This window comes from Pseudomonas sp. SK2, assembly GCF_016772395.1.
GTDB lineage: Bacteria > Pseudomonadota > Gammaproteobacteria > Pseudomonadales > Pseudomonadaceae > Aquipseudomonas > Aquipseudomonas taiwanensis.
Window position 1 is genome coordinate 1,819,068 of record NZ_CP061944.1, and the last position, 24,213, is coordinate 1,843,280.

General features: G+C 61.7%; 19 protein-coding genes. 10 read left to right on the forward strand and 9 right to left on the reverse strand.

Annotation, left to right across the window (positions count from 1 at the left end; all coding sequences use genetic code 11):
• The first annotated feature begins 180 nt into the window (after nt 1-180).
• A complete protein-coding gene (gene rssB / locus IF103_RS08055; RefSeq protein ID WP_023379599.1) occupies nt 181-1,362 on the forward strand; it encodes a two-component system response regulator RssB in 1,182 nt (393 codons plus the stop codon).
• Entirely contained in the window at nt 1,359-1,841 is a 483-nt protein-coding gene (gene rssC / locus IF103_RS08060) for an anti-sigma factor antagonist RssC (RefSeq protein ID WP_023379600.1), read from the forward strand. Before rssB ends, rssC begins: the two co-directional genes overlap by 4 nt.
• Nucleotides 1,842-1,907: 66 nt before the next feature.
• On the opposite strand, the gene IF103_RS08065 is transcribed toward rssC, so the two are convergent.
• The 4 genes from IF103_RS08065 to IF103_RS08080 all read right to left on the reverse strand — a co-directional run bounded on the left by IF103_RS08065 (nt 1,908) and on the right by IF103_RS08080 (nt 7,316).
• Nucleotides 1,908-3,779 carry an alkaline phosphatase D family protein gene (locus IF103_RS08065; RefSeq protein ID WP_186598785.1) on the reverse strand — a complete coding sequence of 624 codons (1,872 nt, stop codon included), beginning with the start codon at nt 3,777-3,779 and terminating at the stop codon, nt 1,908-1,910.
• Nucleotides 3,780-3,897: 118 nt separating this feature from the next.
• Complete coding sequence (tal, locus tag IF103_RS08070) at nt 3,898-4,824, reverse strand: transaldolase (protein WP_023379602.1); 927 nt, start codon at nt 4,822-4,824, stop codon at nt 3,898-3,900.
• Nucleotides 4,825-5,043: 219 nt separating this feature from the next.
• On the reverse strand, nt 5,044-6,054 hold the full coding sequence (gene dusA, locus IF103_RS08075) for a tRNA dihydrouridine(20/20a) synthase DusA (RefSeq protein WP_202676010.1): 1,011 nt from the start codon (nt 6,052-6,054) through the stop codon (nt 5,044-5,046).
• Nucleotides 6,055-6,380: 326 nt separating this feature from the next.
• Nucleotides 6,381-7,316, reverse strand: a complete 936-nt coding sequence (locus IF103_RS08080) for a LysR family transcriptional regulator (protein WP_186598784.1) — start codon at nt 7,314-7,316, stop codon at nt 6,381-6,383.
• A 129-nt stretch (nt 7,317-7,445) separates the two neighbouring features.
• Between IF103_RS08080 and IF103_RS08085 the strand changes: the two genes are divergently transcribed.
• Both IF103_RS08085 and IF103_RS08090 read left to right on the forward strand, forming a co-directional pair.
• Nucleotides 7,446-7,988 (forward strand): cupin domain-containing protein, encoded by a 543-nt coding sequence (locus IF103_RS08085; protein ID WP_158664649.1) that lies wholly within the window; start codon nt 7,446-7,448, stop codon nt 7,986-7,988.
• A 5-nt stretch (nt 7,989-7,993) separates the two neighbouring features.
• Nucleotides 7,994-9,388 (forward strand): MFS transporter, encoded by a 1,395-nt coding sequence (locus IF103_RS08090; protein ID WP_238346464.1) that lies wholly within the window; start codon nt 7,994-7,996, stop codon nt 9,386-9,388.
• A gap of 50 nt (nt 9,389-9,438) precedes the next feature.
• On the opposite strand, the gene IF103_RS08095 is transcribed toward IF103_RS08090, so the two are convergent.
• The 3 genes from IF103_RS08095 to IF103_RS08105 all read right to left on the reverse strand — a co-directional run bounded on the left by IF103_RS08095 (nt 9,439) and on the right by IF103_RS08105 (nt 11,937).
• Nucleotides 9,439-10,200, reverse strand: a complete 762-nt coding sequence (locus IF103_RS08095; RefSeq protein WP_186598783.1) for a carbon-nitrogen hydrolase family protein — start codon at nt 10,198-10,200, stop codon at nt 9,439-9,441.
• A 211-nt stretch (nt 10,201-10,411) separates the two neighbouring features.
• Nucleotides 10,412-11,368: a DMT family transporter gene (locus tag IF103_RS08100; RefSeq protein WP_027906777.1), complete on the reverse strand. Its 957-nt coding sequence runs from the start codon at nt 11,366-11,368 to the stop codon at nt 10,412-10,414.
• Entirely contained in the window at nt 11,365-11,937 is a 573-nt protein-coding gene (locus IF103_RS08105; RefSeq protein WP_202676012.1) for a TetR/AcrR family transcriptional regulator, read from the reverse strand. Before IF103_RS08105 ends, IF103_RS08100 begins: the two co-directional genes overlap by 4 nt.
• A 561-nt stretch (nt 11,938-12,498) precedes the next feature.
• Here IF103_RS08105 and IF103_RS08110 point away from each other — a divergent pair.
• The 5 genes from IF103_RS08110 to IF103_RS08130 all read left to right on the forward strand — a co-directional run bounded on the left by IF103_RS08110 (nt 12,499) and on the right by IF103_RS08130 (nt 19,585).
• Nucleotides 12,499-12,981: a formate dehydrogenase subunit gamma gene (locus IF103_RS08110; RefSeq protein ID WP_023379606.1), complete on the forward strand. Its 483-nt coding sequence runs from the start codon at nt 12,499-12,501 to the stop codon at nt 12,979-12,981.
• The gene (locus IF103_RS08115) at nt 12,975-14,534 is read left to right on the forward strand and encodes a formate dehydrogenase beta subunit (RefSeq protein ID WP_186598781.1); all 1,560 of its coding nucleotides are present in this window, start codon (nt 12,975-12,977) and stop codon (nt 14,532-14,534) included. Before IF103_RS08110 ends, IF103_RS08115 begins: the two co-directional genes overlap by 7 nt.
• Nucleotides 14,531-17,410, forward strand: coding sequence for a formate dehydrogenase subunit alpha (gene fdhF / locus IF103_RS08120; protein WP_023379608.1), 2,880 nt, complete (start codon nt 14,531-14,533; stop codon nt 17,408-17,410). Before IF103_RS08115 ends, fdhF begins: the two co-directional genes overlap by 4 nt.
• Nucleotides 17,407-17,610, forward strand: coding sequence for a formate dehydrogenase subunit delta (locus IF103_RS08125; RefSeq protein ID WP_023379609.1), 204 nt, complete (start codon nt 17,407-17,409; stop codon nt 17,608-17,610). Before fdhF ends, IF103_RS08125 begins: the two co-directional genes overlap by 4 nt.
• A 163-nt stretch (nt 17,611-17,773) precedes the next feature.
• Nucleotides 17,774-19,585, forward strand: a complete 1,812-nt coding sequence (locus IF103_RS08130; RefSeq protein WP_104881985.1) for an ABC transporter ATP-binding protein/permease — start codon at nt 17,774-17,776, stop codon at nt 19,583-19,585.
• Between the two features lie 33 nt (nt 19,586-19,618).
• Here the strand turns inward: IF103_RS08130 and IF103_RS08135 are convergent, their stop codons facing one another.
• Nucleotides 19,619-20,248: an SOS response-associated peptidase family protein gene (locus IF103_RS08135; RefSeq protein ID WP_023379611.1), complete on the reverse strand. Its 630-nt coding sequence runs from the start codon at nt 20,246-20,248 to the stop codon at nt 19,619-19,621.
• Nucleotides 20,249-20,350: 102 nt separating this feature from the next.
• Complete coding sequence (locus IF103_RS08140) at nt 20,351-21,580, reverse strand: MFS transporter (RefSeq protein ID WP_202676013.1); 1,230 nt, start codon at nt 21,578-21,580, stop codon at nt 20,351-20,353.
• 364 nt (nt 21,581-21,944) lie between these two features.
• Between IF103_RS08140 and IF103_RS08145 the strand changes: the two genes are divergently transcribed.
• The gene (locus IF103_RS08145) at nt 21,945-24,185 is read left to right on the forward strand and encodes a TonB-dependent siderophore receptor (RefSeq protein WP_023379613.1); all 2,241 of its coding nucleotides are present in this window, start codon (nt 21,945-21,947) and stop codon (nt 24,183-24,185) included.
• Nucleotides 24,186-24,213 lie beyond the last annotated feature (28 nt).

Below are 24,213 nucleotides of genomic sequence, written 5' to 3' on the forward strand. Positions count from 1 at the left end.
TGCTTGAAACGCCTGGCGGATGGGAGTACCGTCTGCGCCTTACGAGGTACCTCCGCCAGTTGCTGGGTCAGTTTTCTTGTCCTACAACTCAAAGAGAGTGTTACCACCGAGTATCCCTGTAGTCGGCTGTCAGTCTTGATGACACCGCTTCACCAACCCAAACCGGCGCCGTTCGCCCACATGCAGAAAACCAGTGCAACGCTGCTGATCATCGATGACGACGACGTGGTCCGTGCGAGCCTCGCCGCCTATCTGGAAGACAGTGGCTTCAGCGTCCTTCAGGCCAGCAATGGCCAGCAGGGGCTCCAGGTCTTCGAAGAACACCAGCCCGACCTCGTGATCTGCGATCTGCGCATGCCGCAGATGGGCGGCCTCGAACTGATCCGCCAGGTCAGCGAGCGCGCGCCGCAGTTGCCGGTCATCGTGGTGTCCGGAGCCGGGGTGATGAGCGATGCCGTCGAGGCCCTGCGCCTGGGTGCGGCCGATTACCTGATAAAGCCGCTGGAAGATCTGGCGGTGCTCGAGCACTCGGTACGCCGAGCGCTCGATCGTTCGCGGCTGGTGCTGGAAAACCAGCGTTACCGCGAGAAGCTCGAAGCGGCCAACCGTGAGCTCGAGGCCAGCCTGCACTTGTTGCAGGAAGACCAGACCGCCGGCCGTCAGGTGCAGATGAACATGCTGCCGGAAAGCCCCTGGGGCGCCGGCGAGTTCGTGTTCGAACACCAGATCATCCCGTCGCTGTACCTGTCTGGCGATTTCGCCGACTACTTCCGCGTGGATGACCGACGCATTGCCTTCTACCTGGCCGATGTCTCCGGACACGGTGCGTCGTCGGCCTTCGTCACCGTGTTGCTCAAGTTCATGACCACACGGCTGCTGTTCGAGCTAAAACGCAACAGGAATCGTGAGTTCAAGCCTTCGGAAGTGCTCAGCCACATCAATCGTGGGCTGATCAACTGTAAGCTGGGCAAGCATGTCACAATGGTGGGCGGGGTGATCGACGAGGAAACCGGCCTGCTGACCTACGCCGTTGGTGGTCACCTGCCGCTACCGGTGTTGTATACCCCGGGCCAGGCGCGTTACTTGGAAGGCCGTGGTTTGCCGGTGGGCCTGTTCGACGAGGCCACCTATCAGGACCAGGTGATCGAGCTGCCGCCGCAGTTCAGCCTGAGCCTGATGTCCGATGGCATTCTGGACCTTTTGCCGGGAGACACGCTCAAAGATAAAGAAGCTGCCTTGCCGGACATCGTCAAGACAGCGGGTGGTAGCCTGGATGGGCTGCGCCAACGATTTGGATTGGCTACGCTTGGGGAGATGCCGGATGATATCGCCCTATTGGTGTTGAGCAGGAACCTTCAATGAGTACCGGTAGAATCCAGTTCGCCGAGCAAAGCGGTACCTTTGTACTGAAATTTGTCGGTGAAGTGCGCCTGACCCTGTGTTCGGCGCTGGATGCGACGATCGAGAAGATCTTCACCGCGCTGAACTTCTCGGCCATCGTCATCGACCTGACCGAGACCGAAAGCATCGACAGCACTACCTTGGGCCTGTTGGCCAAGTTGTCGATTCTGTCGCGGCAGAAGGTTGGCCTGTTGCCGACCGTGGTCACCACCAACCCGGACATTTCGCGTCTTTTGCAGTCGATGGGTTTCGATCAGGTGTTCAACATCGTCGATCGTCCGGTGCCGTGCCCGGAATGCCTGACCGACTTGCCATCCCAGGACCAGAGCGAGGACGTGGTGCGCTCCAAGGTGCTGGAGGCGCACAAAATCCTGATGGGGTTGAACGACTCCAATCGCGAAGCCTTCCACGACCTGGTAAATGCGCTGGAGCGGACCTGATCCCACCTCTGCATCGCTGCCTTCGCGGGTTCACCCGCGAAGGCGCCAGTGAATCCAAGCCAAAGCTCACGCCCGTCGCATGAACTCCGTCGCCGTTCCACCGGCGGCATTCAACTGGAACACCCGCGCTGGCCGCCCCTGTTCATCGAAGAATACCTGTCCGAGCCCCGCGCTGTTCCATAGCCGTTCGCCTGCATCGGCATGGCTGGGCGTGCGCGGTATCACTTCCATCTCCCGACGCTTGGTGAACCAGTTGAGCGGCGAGCGTGGCGCGTACAGCCAGCGGTTCAGCCGGTCGAGCACCGCCAGCAGGCGTTTGGGGAATTCGTTCTTGATGCCGCTGCTGGTGATCTGCCACAGGTGCGGGCTGCGCTGACGATGGCGAATCAGAACTTCGTAGACGAACGAATAGTGCACATCCCCCGACAGGATCACGTAATGCCCCGGTGTGCGCGAGTGGCGGAAGATGTTCAGGATCACCTGCGCTGCACCCCGGTGGGCCATCCAGTTTTCGGCATCTACCAGCAGCGGGTAGCCCAGCCAACTGAACACCCTCTGCACGGTCTCGATCAGCTTCACCCCGAAAATCGGTGCAGGTGACACGATGATGGCGGAAGGATGGTCGAGCAGCGCCTGCTGCAGCTCGCACAGCGCTTCCCAATCCAACAGGCCGGAGGGCTTGGCCAGGTTGCTTTCGCTGCGCCAGCGTCGGGTGCGGGTGTCCAGCACCAGCAGAGGCGGATTGGTGGGGAGGTTGAATTGCCAGCCCTGAAAGCGCAGTAGCTCGCCGATCAGTTCATCCTGCACCTGGCTACCCGACGCGGTTTCGGCCAGCGCGCCGACTTGCCCGACCAGCGCTTTGCAGCCATCGGGGTCATTGCCCCAGGCCTGGCACAGCAGGTAGCCCAATAGCGCATTGCCGATGATCCGCCGCGAGAAGGGGTGGCCGTAGGCGGTTTCTTCCCATTGTGCCGACAGGTTCCAGTCATCGGTGATGTCGTGGTCGTCGAAGATCATCAAGCACGGCAGGTGCGCCATCACCCGGGCCACCGGAGCCAGGTTGACGGCAAAGGCCTCGATCAGCGGCAACTCTTTGTGGTACCGACCCTGGCGTTGGGGGTTCAGTCCTTGCGGCATGGTCAGGTCGACCAGTTGCCAGGGCGTGGGCGACCATACCAGCAGGTACATGGCCATGACCTCGGCGAAGGTCACCAGGTGATTGTCGGCATTGCTGGAGGAGAAGATCGGCTTGCGTTTGCCACCGAAGAAACGCTCGCGCAGGGTTTCGTTGCGCTCCTGCGCCGGCAGCAAGTCCGCACGGTGGTAGTAGCAGGCGGGGTGCTTGTAGAGTGCGGCGCTGTTGCTGACCAGGGCGCCGTCCAAGGTTTCATCGAGCAGGCCCAGGCGTGCGATCAGTGCATGGATGGCCCGCAGCATCGGGCCGGCCACATCGTCGGCATAGACCTGATCGCCAGTCATCAACAGCAGCGCCGGACGTTGTTCAGGCCGTTGGCATTGCTGCAGCAGGCGATCGGCACATAACAGGCCATCGGTGGCGGGGTGATGCGGTTTGCGGCAAGAGCCGTGTAGTAGCTGGTCAAGGCGTTCGCGCAGCACGAAGTTGGGGCGCCGCTGGCCGGGGTAAAGCAGGTGCTCGGCCCAGTCGGCAATGCCTCGGCCGCCGAGAAGCACATCGTATTGAAGCTCGACGTTGCAGGGCAGGGGCTGCGCGAAATGGATGTCCAGCAGGTGCAGGTAGGCGTGTTTGCCCACTGGGATGACCTGGCAATCGGTCCTTGGCGTGATGCCAGGGTAGTCCAGGGTGAATTCGGGTTGCAGCGGTTGCGTGCAGGCGAGCCAGATGGCCAGGCGCTGGGGCTCCAGGCGGCGCAATACTGGGCCTGCGAGAACGAGCGGCAAAGAGGAGGAGGGTGTCATTGACAGCTCTGGTGGCTAAAAGGCCCTACGCTGGCAAGCCAGCGTCTAACGGACGGTGCAAAATAAAACGGGCGGAAAATGTGAACACTTCCCGCCCGTCAGGCAAACCCGGTATGTATCAGGCTTTTTCAGCCATCAGTTTTTCCAGTTTCTCCTGATCCCGCGCGAACTGACGGATGCCTTCGGCGAGTTTCTCGGTGCCCATGGCATCTTCGTTCATCGCCCAGCGGAATTGGCTTTCGTTCAGTACCTGCTTGGCCTCACCGGCATTACCCGGCTTGAGTATGCGTGGCAATTGCCCTTGATCATCGCTCAACTGCTGCAGAAGTTCAGGGCTGATGGTCAGGCGGTCACACCCTGCCAACTGCTCGATCTGGCCGATGTTGCGGAAGCTGGCGCCCATGACCACGGTGTTGTAGCCATTGGCCTTGTAGTAGTTGTAGATGCGGGTGACCGACTGCACGCCCGGGTCCTCGGCGCCGACGTACTCCTGGCCGGTACTCTTCTTGTACCAGTCGTAGATACGGCCTACGAAAGGCGAGATCAGGAACACCCCGGCATCGGCGCAGGCCTGGGCCTGGGCGAAGGAGAACAGCAAGGTCAGGTTGGTCTGGATGCCTTCCTTTTCCAGCTTCTCGGCGGCGCGGATACCCTCCCACGTGGAGGCTAGCTTGATCAGCACGCGGTCTTTGCTCACACCGGCGGCTTCGTAAAGGGCGATCAGTTGGCGAGCTTTGTTCAGCAGCGCCGGTTCATCGAACGACAGACGGGCATCCACTTCGGTGGAGATGCGCCCAGGGATGACCTTGAGAATGCCCGCGCCCACGGCCACGGCGAACTTGTCGCACGCCAGGTCGACATTACCCTTGGCGTCCGCTTTCACCTGCTTGAGCAGGTCGGCATAGCCAGGGATGGCGGCTGCCTTGAGCAGCAGCGACGGGTTGGTGGTGGCATCGACTGGCTTGAGGCGAGTGATGGCATCCAGGTCCCCGGTGTCGGCGACCACGGTGGTGAACTGCTTGAGTTGTTCCAGCTTGGAGGTCATGGGCGTGCTCTGTCCTGTGCATTTACTCGACATTACCCGAGCCCCGGCAGCTGCTCAAGGCCTGCCGACGCTGCTCGGGCGAACACCGCGAATCCCTGTGGGCGCGGGCTTTAAAGGTGAGCGTTCGAGTCGCAACCGAGCCAGAGGTTCCTTGGCGTCGCTTTGCAATCCCGTCCCCGTAAAAGACGGCTTGTCGGCAGCAAGGCGCTGACTGGCGTGTCACCGCCCCTGCAGCAACTCCGCCGCCTGGTCGAACACCACCAACGGTTCAGGCGCTTTATGAATATCCGCCGACAGCAACTGCCGGAACCGCCGCGCCCCCGGGAAGCCCTGGCCAAGCCCGAGGATATGCCGGGTGATGTGATGCATTGCGCCCCCGCTTTGCAGATGCGCAACGATGTACGGTCGCAGCGTCTCTAGTGCCTGGCTACGGCTTACCGCCGGCGCTTCGCTGCCGAACAGGCGTTGGTCCACCTCGGCCAGCAGGTACGGATTGTGATACGCCTCGCGCCCCAGCATCACGCCATCGAAGGTCTCAAGGTGCGTCTGGCACTCGTCCAGGGTCTTGATGCCTCCGTTGAGCACGATTTCCAGGTCGGGGAAGTCCGCTTTCAACTGCGCGGCAACGTCGTAGCGCAGCGGCGGGATTTCGCGGTTTTCCTTGGGCGACAACCCTTCGAGGATGGCGATACGCGCATGCACGGTAAAGCTACGGCAACCGGCCTCGCGTACCTGCCCGACGAAATCGCACAGTTCGGCATAACTGTCGCGGCCATTGATGCCGATGCGATGCTTGACCGTGACCGGAGTCGATACGGCATCACGCATGGCCTTGACGCAATCGGCCACCAGCGCGGGATGTGCCATCAGGCAGGCACCGATCATGTTGTTCTGCACCCGGTCGCTCGGGCAGCCGACGTTCAGATTGACCTCGTCGTAACCAGCCTCCTCGGCCAGTTTCGCGCAGGCGGCCAGGTCGGCCGGGACGCTACCGCCCAGTTGCAGTGCCAGCGGGTGCTCGGAAACGTCGTGGCGCAGGAAGCGGTTGGCGTCGTTGTGAAGGAGCGCACCGGTGGTGACCATTTCGGTGTAGAGCAGGGTGTGCTTGGACAGCAGGCGCAGGAAGAACCGACAGTGTCGGTCGGTCCAATCCATCATCGGTGCAACGCTGAAGCGGCGGGAGGGCTCAGGTTGCGTGGTTTGTGGCTTTGAGGCTGATTCTAGGGGCATTCTGGGTCTACGCAGTGTGTACCGTCCTGGAGGCTGCTGAGAGCGACAGGGTAGGGCGTACCCATACCGAGATCGTGCTTGTGCCAACGCAGAACATGTCAATGTCCAAGCAAGCGGGGAGCTGACGGGGCGGTCGACTGCACCGTTCAGGCCCGCCTGAAGAGAAAGTGCCCTAGTTTACCAAGAGTGCCGCACATTCGCCTGTGTGCAGGTCGCATGGGTTTACACCCGATCTTTGCGGTTGCCGGTAGTTCTGGGTGGAACCGAGTTTTTGCTCTGCCATCGAGCGCGAAAAAGCGTCACTGCGCAGGGAGCGGCATTATTGTTCAGGAGTTTGAGTGCACGCCTGAGGCCGATATCGGATCGGTCTGCATGTCCAAACAGACTTCTCTCAACAGCGTGCGTAACCACTGATGCGCGGGATCGGCCGCGAAGCGAGGATGCCAAAGCAACGACAACGTAAAAGCTTCGGTTGGGACCGGCAACGGAAAACTGTACATGCCTTCACGCAGGCTTGTGGTGTGCCGTGCAGGGACGCTAGCGATTAGGTCTGACACGCGAGCCAGTCCCACTGCGGTTGAAAAGCCAGCAACCATCGTAACCACATTGCGCGATAACCCCTGAGATACAAGCGCGTCGTCAATGGGGCCTCTGTCAGCACCAGTCCGCGACACCAGGATGTGCTTGCCTGCCGCGTACCGCTCTGCTGTAACCACGCCTTGAGCCAAAGGATGTGATAAGCACACTACCCCAACATAATTGTCTCGAAATAGCGCCTGGGAGTAGAGCTCTGGTGCCGTAGAGGTCTCTATCACACCTGTTTCGAGATCAACGGCACCTTCGCGCAATGCCTTGCTGTCTTTGTCAGGCTTCTGCATGAAACATAAACGCACATGTGGGGCTTGGTCGGCAACACGGGCAATGAGTTCTGGCCCGAAACATTCTACAAATCCCTCGCTCGTCCTGAGTCTGAACGTGCGCTCCAGCCTCTGCAGGTCGAGTTTTTTCGAAGGACGCAGAACTGACTGTGCTTCGCTCACTAACTGGCTCACCCTGTCACGAAGCTCTATTGCCCTGGGTGTGGGGACAAGGCCACGACCCGCTCTCACCAATAACGGATCGCCCGTCGTCTCCCGCAAACGCGCAAGCGCACGACTCATCGCCGAAGGGCTGAGGCGCAGACGCTTCGCAGCTCGAGCCACACTGCCCTCTGCCAATACGGCTTCGAGGGTGATGAGCAGATTCAAATCGGGAGCAGTCATGTGGAAGTCGCTCGTTCAAGGGAGGTATGGCGTCGTATGCACTATTAGAATGCAGGTATGGCGTCTTCCGCAAACCAACGGTGCTCCCTAGAGTGGAATGGCGAGCAGAAACCGATTGGGAGAGTCTGTATGAGTACGCTTGAAAGATTCGTCAGCAACGTAAGATCTTCATGGGGGCCGATGAGTACCGAGCTTGTCGCGGCCTGCCAGCAACAATTGGACGACCTGGTCAACGCTGACTGCTCTGAGCAATGGCTCGCTTTGCTTCACTTGGAAGCGGCAGTTCAAAAAGAGCTTTATCGGGACCCGGAACATGGGTTCATTCTGCTGGCCTATACGGAGCCGGCTGGACTTTACCGTCAGCCTCATGACCATGGCAGGGGCTGGGCCATCTATGCCGTGCAGCATGGCGCGGTAGAGGTGGGTACATATGCCAGGATCGAAGACCAAAATGGTGATGTAAAGCTCATCAAACGTGGCTCGACAGTGATCCATGCTGGAGAGAGTCAAGTGTACTTGCCCGGAGATATCCACGATACGCGCTGTCTAGGAAGCCAAGCATTGATATTCCGCTTGACCGATCGCGATCTTAAGAAAGAAGACAAGGAGGCGCGACGGATGACTCGGTATGTAGAGCAAGCTGGAAATTGGGTCCCAGAGACGCGGCAGTGAAGAAGATGTCAGGCTCATACGACTTGATGCCGCCTGTGGCCGGACCACACAACACGCCGCCACCATCATCGAAAATAGCGGTCGGCGCCGTACTGGCCGGAATGATGTTGGTGGTTATGAACACCGCGATGGCTACAGTAGCGCTCCCGGCAATGGCCTTGGAACTGCGGGTATCTCCCGCTGATGCCACCTGGATATTGACGGCCTATCAAGCAGGTTTGCTGATAGCGATGTTGCCCTGTGCGGCGCTAGGAGAAAAATTCGGTTATCGCGGTGTGTTCACGTGGGGCCTGGGTTTGTTTGCCGCCAGTAGCTTGGCATGTGCACTAGCGCCTACGCTTGGCTGGCTGGTTGCTGCCCGTTTGCTGCAGGGCATTGGCGGAGCCGCCATAATGGCATTGGGGATGGCACTGTTGCGCAGCATTGTGAGTCATCAGAGACTTGGAGCCGCCATAGGCTGGAATGCATCAGTTGTTGCATTTTCATCGGCCGCGGGTCCTTTCATCGGCACTGCCATAATTTCAGTCGCCCAGTGGTCTTGGCTCTTCAGCGTCACACTTCCAGTGGTGGCAGTGGTGTTGCTTGCAACCGTCTGTCTACCGCCTTCCACGAAGAAAGATGATCCGCTTGATCTGTTCAGTATGTTGTTGAGTGTCGGAGTCTTTGCAGCCCTCATCGCTGCGCTAGGTGTGTTGGCGAGCAGGCCGATAGCGGGTGCTCTGTTGCTTGTGTTTTCTGTTGTGCAGATGTGGATGCTGGTTAGAAGGGAACGGGCGAATGCCGCGCCATTAGTTCCGATAGACTTGCTTAAGCATTACCGCTTGCGTGTGTCGGTTATGTCTTCGATATTTTGCTTTTCGGGGCAGACTGTCGGGATGGTCGCCCTGCCATTCTTGCTTCAAAAGAGCCTTGGTCTGAGTAATTGGGTGGTGAGCGGATTGATGGCGGCATGGCCGCTGAGCGTCGCCGTCATGGCTCCATTTTCCGGAGCACTTGCAGATAGAGTCTCCACGGCAAAACTGTGTCTGTTCGGTGGAATGGGGCTTGCTGCTGGGCTTTTCATTATGTCTTTAGTTGACCGTGGCGTAACCTGGTTGCTAATACTCTGCGTAGTTTCATGTGGGTTCGGATTCAGCGTGTTTAATGTTGCGAACAATCGCAATATGTTCTTGGGCGCGCCAGTGCAGAGGAGCGGTGCAATGGGCGGGCTGCAAGGTACTGCGCGATTGGTTGGTCAGACGAGCGGGGCGGTGATAATGGGTATGTTGTTTAACCTAGAGACTATCGAACAGGCCTCTAGGACGGGTATTGCGATTGGCGCCATCTTGGTGCTGATGTCGGCCTTGCTGAGCTTGCTACACCTCAAGGCGGCACCCGAGATATTTGATGAGGTCGGATAGTTAAATTTCGTGCGGCGTTCACTCAACTATGGCAAAACGCATTAACGAATTTAGCGTGTAAAGGATACTTGCGTTTCAAAACCCTGCCAGCGATCGAGACATTTCGAGACGACCAGTAAGCGATTCCCTGTACCACCGGTGGACGCAACGCAGTGACCCTGCTCATCCCAAAACGCGCTCAGGCCCGCGGCGGCCCACCCGCCAGTCGGGCCGCCATGATTGGCCATCAGTACCGCCATGCCGTGTTGCTCGGCGTATGCCTGCAGAAGCGAGCTATCGTGCGGATAGCCAGCTTCCCCGATGAGTACGCTTGTGGCATACAGGTGTGCGCCCTGCTTCGCTGCATGTGATGGGTGTTCCGCTCGGCTGAAGTCAGCACACACTGACAAGGCTATGGATACGTCCGCGATAGACAACAATTCACCGCCATTACCCGCACTGAAATATTGCTCTTCGCCAACGTGTAAATGCTGCTTGGTATAGGCAGTCACTGAACCGTCTCTGTGCAGTACGAAGGACGCAATTAAAGGCTTTTCATGGCCCGCTAGGCGTAACGGCAAACCGACTACAGTGGTCATGCAGGTTTCCCGTGCAACGTTTCGCAAGGGAGAAATTAGCGGGGTATCGATATTTTGCGCCAAGCCATCAGCCAAGGAGGGTTCGTATCCCGTAAGCGATAACTCGGGGAACAGTAGAAACCTCACCCCATGCTCGTGTGCTTGTCGCATGAACGCCATGTGCATGGCTAGGTTGCCATTGAGATCGCCAGCTTGAACGGCGCACTGAGCTGCTGCAAAGATTGGCGACGACATAGATATCTCCCAGACGAGCAAAACCCTAATTGGCCGCCGTTCAGGCGCCATAAGCTTCTTTAAAGTGTATTAGCCACACGGTACGGTGATGCAATCGAGCCCAGTTTTCCTCAACTTGCGTCGCTTTCCAGTCCGGGTCATTCAATCTTAGGAAGAGGAAAGGGCAATCGGTAAGGTCCGCTTCCGACTCTTACCGCGAGATCCTGAAGGTTTACCTGCTGCCTTGGCGATGACGTTGATCAGCACGATAGAACTGCCCGATCGCCACGGTAACCCCGAGGAATAGGGTTGCCGTCCCCAGCGCTTCCAATGGCGATGGCCAACGCTGCTGGATGAGAAGACCGAACGTAGTGGCGTAAAGCGTTTCGCTGGCAATCAATTGCCCGCCTAACGCCAGAGGAATGCTTCGCGTTGCGATGGACCAAGCCCAGGCACCGCCGAGGGTTGCTGCCAACCCCTGTACCAGTCCGCAGAGAAGCACCGCCGAGGTTCCGTCGAGAGCGCCGCCGTGGCTTACGAAACTGGACAGTTTCAGGTAGAGCCCCACGGGTAGGAATGCGACCATTTCGATGCTGCACGTCAGGATAAGCAGTGCCGACCAGAACAGCGGATCCATGCCCGGTCTTGTCCGGAGCGCGCGCTCGTTCAGCAAGCCGAAGGCAGTCCAGAATCCAATCGCCAGCAGGGAAAGCAAGATGCCCGCCAGCACCATGACAGCGGGCTGCGAGGCTTGCCCATTGGCGCGCTCGAAACTGCTGGCATTGACCATGATGATACCCAACGCGCCCAGCAGCAGTGGGGCGGCGATGCTACGCCAAGGAATCACTTGGCTGTGCAGGTTTCCGGCGATGGCCAGGACGATGGGCACGCAACCTAGCATCACCGGTGGAATCACCGGCCCAGCTGCGATAACGGCACTGGTGATCAGGAAGAAATAGCCGATGTAGCCCAGAAAGCCGAGCAGGCCGACCGTCAGCCAATCGCCAAGTGTCAGCGTCGTCACTTGTCGACGGAACCGAACCAGCACAATGAGCGCCCCCAGGCCGGCAAACGCGTAACTCACCACCGCTAGGTCAAAGGTGCTGTACTCCCCGATCAGGCTCGGCAACAAATAGAGCAACGACCAGGAAAAAGTGGCTGCGATGGCCGCGATCAATCCAACTTTCATGTGCACTGCTCTGTGTGAGGTTGGCAATGCAGCCATTGTCTGGCCATTTGTCGTGCCGTATTGAAAACCGCCGCGCAATTGCCGTGCGCGGCACTCACAAAGCTGCCCTCCAGCAGCAGAAACAGGCTATCGGCGATTTGCTGTGGGGCGTTGAACTTCGCCAGCCTGGCCAGCGAAACCAATTGCTCGCGCACCCCCGCTTTGTGCCGCTCCGCAGCAAGGAATACCGGGTGACTGAATGAGGAAAACTCGGCAGCACTGTTGACGAACAGGCAGCCGCGATGACTGTCGTGCTCGACGTAGCCCTGATAGAGATCGAAGAACGCCAGAAGCGCCTCCAGGGGATCGGGCAAGTCGTTGCGCAGTTGCTCGACTCTCGCTCGCCAGATGCGATCACGCTCCTCCAGGCATGCAACGATCAGCGAATCCTTGGATGGAAAGTGGCCGTAAAGCGTCATCTTGGTGACACCGGCCCGCGCAGCGATGGCCGCTACGCCGGTGACATGTAGTCCTTGGCTCAGAAATAGCTCCAGGGCGGCGTGGATAAGTCGCTGGCGAGTTTCTTCCATGGCGGTTGGCCTTCGCATATGGGGCGGTGATTCGACTATGCCGACCGGTAAGGATTGATTGGGCGCAGAAGCGACCACTCTCGATGTACCAGCGACACCGGCCTGCGAACTGATCTTGATGAGGCTGTCACCTGCGCCCGCGTCTGCAGGAAGCGCTAGCTTCGCCGACTGAATCGCGCACTGAAGACAGCCCACCGAGGCGGACAAGGCGCTTCGCGACCCTGGCACGGTTGTGGTGCTGACGCAATAACTTGCGCCGGGGTTTATCGTTGAGCGATGGGCATCCCGGTGGGCGTGTATGGCCACTGCGACAAGCGCACGCAGCTGCCAACCCTTCACGTCGGTTTCAGGATGCGCCTGGTCGCTCCCACGCACCTTCTTGGCCCTACAAGTGCCATGCTTGTTGGATGCCCCGGAGTCCAGTGCGCGCAGACGCACGGCCTTGGGCAAGGAGGCTGCCGACAACCACGCAACCGTGACGTGGTCGGTACGCCGCAGCAGAACACGCCGGGCACTTGCCACTACAACAAAAGGCGGGCCCGTGATGCAGAGGTCCGCTGTATGCCTGATGAACTGCTTGACCTGCCGTTGATCCACAGCATTCTGGCGCGCGAAAAGGAAAACCCTGGCGCGCTGTTACCGATTCTCCATGCCATCCAGGACAGCATCGGCTACGTACCCGATGCCGCCGTTCCCGAGATTGCCCATGCCCTCAACCTCAGCCTGGCCGAGGTGCGTGGGGTCATCAGCTTCTATCACGATTTCCGCACCGCGCCGCCAGCCCGGCACACCCTACGCCTGTGCCGCGCCGAGTCGTGTCAGAGCCGTGGAGCCGAAGCCCTGGCCGCGCAACTGCGCGAGCAGCTGGCGCTGGACGATCATGGCACCAGCGCCGATGGGGCTATCGGTTTGCGACCTGTGTATTGCCTGGGAGCCTGTGCCTGTTCGCCAGCCCTGGAGCTGGACGGTCAACTGCACGCAAGGCTCACCCCTGAGCGGTTGCGGGCCTTGGTCAAGGGTTGCCTGGAGGACGCAGCATGCTGAAGCTGTTCATCCCCTGCGACTCCGTGGCCCGTGCCGTCGGTGCCGATCAGGTCGCCGATGCCCTGTTGCGCGAGGCCGAGCGTCGGCAATTGCCGCTGCAGATCCAGCGCACCAGCTCACGTGGTCTCTACTGGCTCGAACCCTTGGTGGAGTGCGACTTCGGCCGGGGGCGTCAAGGCTTCGGGCCGGTTACCCCGGAGGACGCGCCAGCCTTGCTCGATGCGCTGGTGGGCGAGCCGGGTGGCCATTCGCTGGCCTTGGGTGCCGTTGAAGACATTCCGTATCTGAAAAGCCAGCAGCGCCTGCTGTTCGCCCGCGCCGGCATCACCCGGCCCTTGTCGCTGGAGGACTACCGCGCCCATGGCGGCTTCGAAGGCTTGCGCAGCGCCGTGACGATCGGCGGTGCCGATGTGGTCGCCCAGGTGCTCGAATCCGGCCTGCGCGGCCGTGGTGGCGCAGCCTTCCCGGCGGGCATCAAGTGGCGCACCGTGCGTGAAGCCGGCGCTGGACAGAAGTACGTGGTGTGCAATGCCGACGAAGGCGACTCCGGCACCTTCGCCGACCGCATGCTGATGGAGGGCGATCCGTTCCTGCTGATCGAAGGCATGGCCATTGCCGGTCTCGCGGTGGGCGCAACCAAGGGGTACATCTATGTGCGCTCGGAGTACCCGGATGCGATCCGCGTGCTCGACCAGGCACTGCTCATCGCCCGTGACGCGGGTTATCTGGGCGACGACATAGTCGGCAGCGGCCAGGCCTTCGACCTGGAGGTGCGAGTAGGGGCGGGTGCTTATATCTGCGGCGAGGAAACCGCGTTGCTGGAGTCCATCGAGGGCAAGCGCGGAATCGTCCGTGCCAAGCCACCGCTGCCTGCCCTGCAAGGCTTGTTCGGCCTGCCGACCCTGGTGCACAACGTGCTCACCCTGGCCTCGGTGCCGACGATCCTGGCCAAGGGCGCGGCGTTCTATCGCGACTTCGGCATGGGGCGCTCGCTGGGCACCATGCCGTTCCAGCTGGCGGGCAATGTCCGCTACGGCGGCCTGGTGGAACGCGCCTTCGGTTTGACCCTGCGGGACCTGGTGGACGGCTATGGCGGCGGCACCGCCAGCGGCCGGCCGTTGAAGGCCGCGCAGGTGGGGGGGCCACTCGGCGCCTGGGTGCCTCCCAGCCACTTCGACACCCCGCTGGATTACGAAGCGTTCGCCGCCATGGGCGCGATGCTCGGCCACGGCGGCGTGGTGGTGGCCGACGACACCCTGAACATGGCCAGCATGGCGCGCTTCGCCTTGCAGTTCTGTGCCGAGGAGTCCTGCGGCAAATGCACCCCGTGCCGAATCGGCTCTACCCGTGGCATGGAGGTGGTGGACCGGCTGATCGCCACCCGTGACCTCACCGAACGCCACGACCAGGCCCTGTTGCTGCGTGACCTGTGCGACACGATGCAGTACGGCTCGCTGTGCGCCATGGGCGGGATGACCTCCTACCCGGTGGCCAGTGCACTCAAATACTTCCCCGCCGACTTCGGGTTGACCACCACGGAGGCCGCCCAATGATCAATTTCTTCGACCCCCAGACCGACCTCGGAACCCCAGCGCGCGAAAGCGACGTGCAGGTCAGCCTGACCATCGACGGGCGCGCGATCAGCGTTCCTTCGGGCACGTCCGTCATGCGTGCCGCCGCGTTGCTGGGCACCAGCATCCCCAAACTTTGCGCCACCGACAGCCTGGAAGCCTTTGGCTCGTGCCGGCTGTGCATGGTGGAAATCGAAGGCATGCGCGGCTACCCGGCTTCGTGCACCACGCCGGTCAGCGAAGGCATGGTGGTGCGCACCCAGACCCCGCGCCTGGCCGGCCTGCGCCGCAACGTGATGGAGCTGTACATCTCCGACCACCCGCTGGACTGCCTGACCTGCTCGGCCAACGGCAATTGCGAACTGCAGACCGTCGCCGGACAGGTTGGCCTGCGCGAGGTGCGCTACGGCTATGATGGCGCCAACCACCTGGCGGAACAGAAAGACCAGTCCAACCCGTATTTCGATTACGAGCCCAGCAAGTGCATCGTCTGCAGCCGCTGTGTGCGCGCCTGCGAGGATATCCAGGGGACCTTCGCCCTGACCATCACCGGACGCGGTTTCGACTCGCGGGTCGCGCCAGCCGGTGGCGACAACTTCCTCAGCTCCGAGTGCGTATCCTGCGGTGCCTGCGTGCAAGCCTGCCCGACCGCCACCCTCAGCGAGAAAAGCGTGATCGAGCTTGGCCAGCCCGAGCGAGCGGTCATCACCACGTGCGCCTACTGCGGCGTGGGCTGTTCGTTCCGCGCCGAAATGAAAGGCGACCAGTTGGTACGCATGGTCCCGGACAAGAATGGCGGCGCCAACCACGGCCATGCCTGCGTCAAGGGCCGGTTCGCCTGGGGTTATGCGACCCACCCCGACCGCATCACCAAACCGATGATCCGCAAGCGACTGGAAGACCCTTGGCAGGAAGTCAGCTGGGACGAGGCGGTGACCTATGCGGCCAGTGAGTTCCGGCGCATCCAGCTCAAATACGGGCGCGACTCGATTGGCGGTATCACCTCCAGCCGCTGCACCAACGAGGAAGCCTACCTGGTACAGAAACTGGTGCGCACCGCGTTCGGCAACAACAACGTCGACACCTGTGCCCGGGTCTGCCACTCACCGACTGGCTATGGCCTCAAGCAAACCCTGGGGGAGTCGGCAGGCACCCAGAGCTTCGACTCGGTGATGCAGGCCGATGTGGTGCTGGTGATCGGCGCCAACCCCACCGACGCCCATCCGGTGTTCGGCTCGCAGCTCAAACGGCGCCTGCGCCAGGGCGCGCGTCTGATCGTCATCGACCCTAGGCGCATCGACCTGGTCGACTCGCCCCATGCCCGCGCCGACCTGCACCTGCAACTGCGGCCCGGCACCAACGTGGCCATGCTCAATGCCTTGGCTCATGTGATCGTCACGGAAGGGCTGCTGGCGCAGCGCTTCATCGACGCCCGCTGCGAGACCGTGGACTTCGCCCACTGGCGCGATTTCGTCAGTCAGCCGGAGAACGCCCCCGAGGTACTTGGCCCTGTGTGCGGTGTACCCGCCGAGCAGATCCGTGCCGCGGCGCGCCTGTATGCAACCGGTGGCAACGCGGCGATCTACTACGGGCTTGGCGTTACCGAGCACAGCCAAGGCAGTACGGCGGTAATGGGCATCGCCAACCTGGCCATGGCCACCGGCAACATTGGCCGGGAAGGGGTCGGGGTGAACCCATTGCGCGGGCAGAACAATGTGCAGGGCTCGTGCGACATGGGTTCGTTCCCCCACGAGTTGCCCGGTTACCGGCACATTTCCAACGAAACCGTACGTGCCGAATTCGAGCAAGCCTGGGGCGTGACCTTGCAACCCGACCCCGGGCTGCGCATTCCCAACATGTTCGAGGCCGCGCTCGACGGCAGCTTCAAGGCGCTGTACTGCCAGGGCGAGGACATTGCCCAAAGCGACCCAAACACTCAGCACGTCACCGCAGCGCTGCTTGCCATGGAGTGCGTGGTGGTGCAGGACATCTTCCTCAACGAGACGGCCAAGTTCGCCCATGTGTTCCTGCCGGGCAGTTCGTTCCTCGAGAAGGACGGTACCTTCACCAATGCCGAGCGGCGTATCTCGCGGGTGCGCAAGGTGATGGAGCCGCTGGCCGGCAAAGCCGACTGGGAGGCTACCGTGGCCCTGGCCAATGCCCTGGGCTACCCGATGAACTACCGCCACCCGTCCGAGATCATGGACGAGATCGCCCGCCTCACGCCGACCTTCCACCGCGTCAGCTACACCGAGCTCGACCGCCACGGCAGCCTGCAGTGGCCGTGCAACGAGGCAGCGCCCGACGGCACGCCGACCATGCACATCGACCAGTTCGTGCGGGGCAAGGGGCGCTTCATGCTCACTGGGTACGTGCCTACCGACGAGAAGGTCAACAACCGCTATCCGCTGCTGTTGACCACCGGCCGCATCCTCAGCCAGTACAACGTTGGCGCCCAGACCCGGCGCACCGCCAACGTCGCCTGGCATGATGCCGACCGTTTGGAAATTCACCCTACCGATGCCGAGAGCCGGGGCATCGTCGAGGGTGACTGGGTTGGCATTGGCAGTCGTGCGGGGCAGACGGTGCTGCGTGCCAAGGTCAGCACACGGGTAGCGCCCGGGGTGGTCTACACCACCTTCCACTTCCCCGAGTCTGGCGCCAACGTGATCACCACCGACAACTCCGACTGGGCCACCAACTGCCCGGAATACAAGGTTACGGCGGTGGAGGTGGTGAAGGTGTTCCAGCCGTCGCAATGGCAGAAACGCTACCAGGACTTCAGCGAGGAGCAGCGTCGTCTGCTCAAGGAGCGCCGCGCCGCGGAACAACCGGAGAAAGCCGAGGTACGTCGATGAGTAGTGAAAACCTGGTGAAGATGGCCAACCAGATTGCCCATTACTTCGACAGCGAACCGGATCACGCCCTGGCGGTACAGGGCGTGAGGCAGCATCTGAAAAGCTTCTGGACACCGGCCATGCGTCGGCAACTGAGCGAGTGGAACCAAGCCCATGGGGGAGAGGGCTTGGACCCGAAAGTGCGGGAGGCTCTGGCCTAGGGGAGGGAGTGCTGGTCCTGTCGCCGGCAACCCGGCTACTACAGAGGGTGTGCCGGGGTGGGGGTGGTGCGAAGATGAAATGTCCGTAATGTTTTTCTGTCGAGTCCTGGGGTAATGCTACGCTCGCGAAAACAACCCCATGCACTCGTTACGGAATTGCACCATGGACATGAACTGGCACCAGGCCTTGCAGGAGAGCCTGAGCTGGCTTGCAATCGCCTCGTTCATCACCCTTGCCTGTTTCACCGCTGCGGCCGCGCTGGCCGTGCGCTATACCCGTTGGGGCAGCCAGTTCTGGCAGTTGGCCGGCCCTTACTTCAGTTTCCGGCGCAGCTGGCGGCCTCTGCTTGGGTTCGCGCTGCTGCTGGTGCTGACCTTGTTCGCGGTGCGCCTGAACGTGCTCTTCTCGTTCTGGTACAACGGCTTCTACAGCGCGTTGCAGGCCCTGGACCAGACAGCGTTCTGGTACTTGCTCGGGGTATTCGCGGTGCTGGCCACCATCCATGTGCTGCGCTCGCTGTTCACTTATTATGTGACTCAGGCTTTCAACATCCATTGGCGAGTCTGGCTGACCGAGCGCCTGACCGGTGATTGGATGCATGGCGACGCCTACTACCGTGGGCAGTTCCTCGCCGAGCCGGTGGACAACCCCGACCAGCGTATCGAGTTGGACGTCAACGCCTTCGTGACCAATTCGGTGTCTCTGGCATTGGGTGCGGTCAGCGCGCTGGTTTCGCTGGTCGCCTTCACGGGCATTCTCTGGGGGCTGTCGGCGCCGCTGTCGGTGGCTGGGTACGAAATCCCGCGGGCGATGGTATTCGCCGTCTACGTGTATGTGATCGTCGCCACCTGGATCGCCTTTCGCCTCGGGCGTCCGCTGATTCGCCTCAACTTCCTCAACGAAAAACTCACGGCCAACTTCCGTTATGCATTGATGCGTCTGCGCGAAAACGCGGAGAACATCGCGTTCTACCAGGGCGCTCAGGTGGAGCGAGGCACGTTGCTCGGCCGCTTCACCGCGCTGATCGGCAACGTCTGGGCGTTGGTGTTCCGAACCTTGAAGTTCAGCGGCTTCAACCTGGGTATCAGTCAGGTGGCCGTGGTGTTTCCGTTCATCCTGCAGGCGCCGCGGTTCTTCAGCGGTGCAATCAAGCTTGGCGATGTGATGCAGACCTCCCAGGCCTTTGGCCAGGTGCAGGATTCGCTGTCGTTCTTCCGCGAGTCCTACGATACCTTCGCTCAGTACCGCGCCACCCTCGACCGTCTGACCGGTTTTCTCGATGCCAACCAGCAGGCCAGCGAACTGCCGCAGGTCACCACGCAGGACCAGGCACACGCGCTGGACATCAGCCGGCTGCAAGTGCTGCGCCCCGACGGCCACCCCTTGATCGCCGACTTGAATCTGAACCTTCAGGCCGGCCAGGCGCTGTTGATCAAGGGGCCGTCCGGCAGCGGCAAGACCACCTTGCTGCGCGCGCTGGCAGGGCTATGGCCCTATGCCGAAGGCTTGGTCCGCAGACCCCTGGGCAATCAGGCGCTGTTCCTTTCGCAGCGCCCATACCTGCCACTGGGCGACCTGCGAACCGCCATCGCCTACCCGGCGAGCAGCGGTGCGGCGGACGATGCGCGCATGCAGCAGGCGTTGCGTCAAGTCAACCTGCCCCACCTGGCCGAGCGGCTGGACGTCAGTTGCGACTGGTCGCACATACTCTCGGTTGGCGAGCAGCAGCGCCTGGCGTTCGCCCGGGTGCTGTTCAACCGGCCCCAAGTGGTGTTTCTCGACGAGTCCACTTCAGCCATGGACGAGGGGCTGGAGCATGCGCTGTATTCATTGTTGCGCAATGAGATGCCTGACACCTTGCTGGTCAGTGTCGGCCACCGCAGTACCTTGGCCAGCTTCCACTCCCACCGCCTGGAAGTGGATGGCCATGGCGGTTGGTCGTTGATCGAACAGGAGTTGCTACCCGTCGGCTAGGGCGTGCACCTGTGGGAGGCGCCTGCCTGTAGTTCAGCGCCGCACTTGCGCTGGGTCGGTTACGGCGGACCACTCGAACTGGTCTGGCGCCAGGTACTGCACCTGCTCCGCCGGCAGCTGCGAATCGAGCCACGACCGCGCGTGTTCCGGCGCCAGCACCAGGGGCAGGGCGGTGCCGGCTCGTGGATCATGGTCCTGCGTCAGGATCACGAAACCATCGTCCTCTTCTGGCGCCAGCCCTATACGAATCTGCGTCAGCGCGGCGACGAAGATCGGAGCCCCGCTTTTCAGGCGAACGAAGTGGCACCGTCGCCCGTTAGGCGCCTGTGCATCGTCCGACCAGGCGTACCATCCGTCCGCCATCACCAGCGCTCGGGTCTGTGGCCACAAGGCATGGAAGGGCAGGCAGGCGCTGATGATCTGCAGTGGCGCGCTGATCGACGCAGGCTGGCGCTTCCCCGCCCACAGCGGTGTCCACCCCCACGGACGTGGCGTCAAGCGCAGGCCGGTGTCGCTGTCGTGCAGGATCAGCATGCGAGTGCCCGGCTCGATGGTGGGGTGGCCAGGGGGCTCGTTGCTGGCGCTGTCGAGCACAGGCTGTTCGGCGCCCAGCACTCGCAGGTAGTCGGCAGGGCCCTGGTATTGGGCGAAGCACTCACACATGGGCGTTACTCCCTGAGGCGGGTGGGGCGAAGCTGGAAGGCTCCGGGGTCTGTGGCACGTTACCTCGCCGACAGTGAAGCGTTGATGATCTATGCAGCGTTTTCACTGTGAGCGCACCTGGCTGCTGAAGTGGGGCAACAGGGCCAAGCCGACCAGCGTGGCGCCGGCGAATGCGGCGCCGACCAGGAATGTGGCCCGAAAACCTGCGCCATCCCATAACAGGCCAGCGACCACGCTGGCACCCAGCAGCGCCGCGCCGGTGAGCAGGTGGAACAGGCCAAAGGCCGTCCCACGCAGTCTGGCCGGGGCACTGTCAGCGATCAACGCACTGAATATGCCCTGCGTGAAGCCCAGGTGCAGCCCCCAGGCCACCACGCCGAGTGCCAGCCCGATCCAGCCCGGACACAGCGCCAGCAGCAGGTCGGCGATCAGCAGCAATGCCAGCCCCAGCATCACCACCACGCGGCGGCCGCGCCGGTCGGACAGCGTACCGGCAGGGTAGGCCGAGATCGAATAGGCCAGGGCCAGGAGCACCAGCACCGCCGGTGCCCACTGCGCGGCCAGGCCCATGTCCTGAGCGCGCAGCAACAGGAAGGCTTCGCTGAAGCGGGCCAGGGTGAACAGCGTGGCCAGGATGATCAGCCGCCAGTAAGCAGACCCTAGCCGCACCAACTGGCGCAGGGCAAGCGGTGAGCGTACGGGACGCGTCTTGGGCAGGGTGTCCGGCTCGCGGACGAAGGCTATGAGGATGAACACTGCCAGGAACGCAGGCACCACCGCCACCCAGAACACCGTCTGGAAGTGACTGGAAGTCAGCCACATCACCCCGATCGCCAGCAGTGGCCCGAGCAAGGCGCCGACCGTATCCAGCGCCTGACGCAAGCCGAATGCTGCACCGCGAAGCTCTGGAGGGGTCACATCCGCCACCAGCGCGTCCCTGGGCGCCCCGCGAATACCCTTGCCGATGCGGTCGACAAAGCGCGCACCGGTCAGCCACTCAAGGCCGGTCGCCAGCGGGAATACTGGTTTGGTCAGGGCCGCGAGGGCATAGCCCAGCACCGTGAGCAGCTTGCGTTTGCCCAGCCGGTCGCTCAAGGCACCGGAGAACACCTTGGTGATCGATGCGGTGGCCTCGGCGATACCCTCGATGAAACCCACCGCAACGACCGAGGTACCAAGCACGGTCACCATGTACAGCGGCAAAAGGGCGTGGATCATCTCCGAGGAAATGTCCATGAACATCGACACGAAGCCCAGCGCCCAGACACTGCGGGGAATTTTCGGCAGTACCCGGGTGGGTCCTGAGCGTTCGGATTTTTCGGCGGCGCGCATGGTTGGCCTCGGCTTCCTACCTTCGAAACTGTAGGAGTCATTGGGCAGGTTGCAACATTGCTGGTGTGCCGGGTTGTTCATGCCAGCCGACCCGCTTTGCCGGCGCTGCGACAGTGCCCGAAAAACGTCTGGGGGCGACGCGGCGACCGTGCTCCCACTCCTGAAGCGAACATACCGAACCCCCGCTTGGCGAAGTTCCGTCACAAACATGTAAATTTCGTAAATAAGATTTAAACACATTTGAGAATCATTATATTCACCATCCCTGTTGGCCCCACACAATACTTGCCGGGCCGAAGGGCGAGGGGCCCGTCGGCGCGCAGGCCGGGCCGTGCCTTTGCCCATGACCGCAGGAGAAGTGTCGATGCAATCCAGAACCTCACCCAACAGCCTGGCCCTGGCGTTTGTCGCGCTGGCGTCGCCGGCCATGGTGGCGACTGCGGCCGAGGCCGAACAGCAACACACCGGTGAGGTGGTGGAGGTTCCGATGGCCGACCCTGCGCTGGTGATCCAGGACACCTTGGTGACCGCCGAGCGTGAGGCACGCCAGGCGCTGGGTTCGTCGATCATCACTGCTGAAGATATCCAGCGTCACCCACCAGCCAATGACCTGTCCGACATCATTCGCCGCGAGCCGGGGGTCAACCTCACCGGCAACAGTGCCAGTGGCGCGCGGGGCAACAACCGCCAGATCGACCTGCGGGGCATGGGGCCGGAAAACACCCTGATCCTCATCGATGGCAAGCCCTCCAGTGCACGCAATGCGGTGCGTTATGGCTGGAACGGCGACCGCGACACCCGTGGCGAAACCAACTGGGTGCCGGCCGAGGCTGTCGAGCGCATCGAGATTCTTCGCGGTCCGGCTGCAGCGCGCTACGGCTCCGGCGCCATGGGCGGGGTGGTCAATATCATCACCAAACGCCCCACCGAAGCGTTCAAAGGCAACGTCAACCTGTACACCCAACTGCCCCAAGACAGCGCCGAAGGGGCTAGCCAACGGACCAACTTCAACCTCAGCGGCGGGCTGACCGAAAACCTGGGGGGGCGGTTGTACGGAGGCCTGGCCAAGACCGATGCCGACGACCTGGACATCAACGCCAGCCATGCCAACAGCGCTTTGGTCGCTGGCCGTGAAGGGGTGCGCAACAAAGACATCAATGGTCTGCTGAGCTGGAAACTCAATGATGAGCATCGCCTCGAAGCCAGCGCAGGTTACAGCCGCCAGGGCAACATCTACGCTGGCGATACCATGAACAGCAACGGTGGCAGCAATGTCGAGCTGATCTCCAGCCTGTATGGCCACGAGACCAATGTCATGCAACGGAGCACCTACGACCTGACCCACCTGGGTGATTTCACCTGGGGCACCAGCAAGACCTCCCTGGCCTACGAGTACGTGCGCAACTGGCGTCTTAACGAAGGCCTGGCCGGTGGGCCTGAAGGGGCGATCAACGACACCGGGGCGGCTATGTCGCGCCTGCGCAATACCCGCCTGAGCAGCGAAGTGAACCTGCCGTTCGCCACGGGCAGCACCGAGCACGTGCTGACCCTGGGCGGTGAGTACCTCTACGAGTCGCTCAACGACCAGGGCTCGTTCCGCCCGCAGAGCTTCGACCCCAGTGGCGCGGGCAACAACGTCATCAGCGGTTTCGACCGCAGCGACTCGAAGATGACCGCCAAGAGCTATGCGCTGTTCGTCGAGGACAACATCGTTATCGGTGACACCACCGTCACCCCTGGCCTGCGTTTCGACCATCACGAGACCTTTGGCGACAACTTCAGCCCGAGCCTGAATGTGGCGCACAAGTTGACTGAGTCGTTGTCGCTCAAAGGGGGGATTGCCCGCGCCTACAAGACGCCGAACCTGTACCAGTCCAACCCTAATTACCTGCTCTACAGCCGTGGTAACGGCTGCAGCGTGCAGCAGACCAACGCCGGTGGCTGCTACCTGCAAGGCAACGCCGACCTGAAGCCGGAAATCAGCGTCAACAAGGAAGTCGGCCTGCTGTACGACCGTGGCACCTGGCGCACCAGCGCGACCTACTTTCGCAACGACTACAAGAACAAGATCATCGGCGATACCGATGTGCTCTACACCATCAACAGTGGCCGTCGTGTGACCCAATGGGAAAACGCCGGCAAGGCGCGGGTCGAGGGTATCGAGGGCAACCTGTTCGTCGAGCTGAGCCCGACGGTGGACTGGAACACCAACCTGACCTGGATGCTCGACAACGACAACCGCGAAACCGGCGAGCCGCTGTCGGTGATCCCCGAGTACACGGTCAACACCACGCTGGACTGGCGTGCCACCGACAAGCTGTCGTTCCAGGTCGCCGGCACTTACTACGGCAAGCAGAAATCGCCGACCTACAACTTCCGCACCCAGGAAGACTACGACGAACAGGCGCAGCAGGATGTCGAAGCCTACGGGTTGGTGGATGTCAGTGCCGGGTACACGTTCAACGCCAACTACAACGTGCGGGTAGGGGTGAACAACGTGTTCGACAAGCAGATCCTGCGCGGCGGCAATGCCAGCAGCTCGGGCGCCAACACCTACAACCAGCCAGGGCGCGCGTTATTCGCTTCGTTGAACATCTCGTTCTGATCATCGCCAGCAAGCCGGCCCCACACGA

Excerpts from the sequence above, each read along its gene's own strand:
- IF103_RS08085 (WP_158664649.1), top strand. The coding sequence starts at position 7,446 with ATGAGTACGCTTGAAAGATTCGTCAGCAACGTAAGATCTTCATGGGGG.
- IF103_RS08140 (WP_202676013.1), bottom strand. The coding sequence starts at position 21,580 with ATGCGCGCCGCCGAAAAATCCGAACGCTCAGGACCCACCCGGGTACTG.
- IF103_RS08090 (WP_238346464.1), top strand. The coding sequence starts at position 7,994 with ATGTCAGGCTCATACGACTTGATGCCGCCTGTGGCCGGACCACACAAC.
- rssB (WP_023379599.1), top strand. The coding sequence starts at position 181 with ATGCAGAAAACCAGTGCAACGCTGCTGATCATCGATGACGACGACGTG.
- dusA (WP_202676010.1), bottom strand. The coding sequence starts at position 6,054 with ATGCCCCTAGAATCAGCCTCAAAGCCACAAACCACGCAACCTGAGCCC.
- IF103_RS08145 (WP_023379613.1), top strand. The coding sequence starts at position 21,945 with ATGCAATCCAGAACCTCACCCAACAGCCTGGCCCTGGCGTTTGTCGCG.
- IF103_RS08125 (WP_023379609.1), top strand. The coding sequence starts at position 17,407 with ATGAGTAGTGAAAACCTGGTGAAGATGGCCAACCAGATTGCCCATTAC.
- IF103_RS08110 (WP_023379606.1), top strand. The coding sequence starts at position 12,499 with ATGCCTGATGAACTGCTTGACCTGCCGTTGATCCACAGCATTCTGGCG.
- IF103_RS08080 (WP_186598784.1), bottom strand. The coding sequence starts at position 7,316 with ATGACTGCTCCCGATTTGAATCTGCTCATCACCCTCGAAGCCGTATTG.
- IF103_RS08065 (WP_186598785.1), bottom strand. The coding sequence starts at position 3,779 with ATGACACCCTCCTCCTCTTTGCCGCTCGTTCTCGCAGGCCCAGTATTG.
- IF103_RS08115 (WP_186598781.1), top strand. The coding sequence starts at position 12,975 with ATGCTGAAGCTGTTCATCCCCTGCGACTCCGTGGCCCGTGCCGTCGGT.
- tal (WP_023379602.1), bottom strand. The coding sequence starts at position 4,824 with ATGACCTCCAAGCTGGAACAACTCAAGCAGTTCACCACCGTGGTCGCC.
- IF103_RS08130 (WP_104881985.1), top strand. The coding sequence starts at position 17,774 with ATGGACATGAACTGGCACCAGGCCTTGCAGGAGAGCCTGAGCTGGCTT.
- IF103_RS08135 (WP_023379611.1), bottom strand. The coding sequence starts at position 20,248 with ATGTGTGAGTGCTTCGCCCAATACCAGGGCCCTGCCGACTACCTGCGA.
- IF103_RS08095 (WP_186598783.1), bottom strand. The coding sequence starts at position 10,200 with ATGTCGTCGCCAATCTTTGCAGCAGCTCAGTGCGCCGTTCAAGCTGGC.
- IF103_RS08100 (WP_027906777.1), bottom strand. The coding sequence starts at position 11,368 with ATGAAAGTTGGATTGATCGCGGCCATCGCAGCCACTTTTTCCTGGTCG.
- IF103_RS08105 (WP_202676012.1), bottom strand. The coding sequence starts at position 11,937 with ATGGAAGAAACTCGCCAGCGACTTATCCACGCCGCCCTGGAGCTATTT.
- rssC (WP_023379600.1), top strand. The coding sequence starts at position 1,359 with ATGAGTACCGGTAGAATCCAGTTCGCCGAGCAAAGCGGTACCTTTGTA.
- fdhF (WP_023379608.1), top strand. The coding sequence starts at position 14,531 with ATGATCAATTTCTTCGACCCCCAGACCGACCTCGGAACCCCAGCGCGC.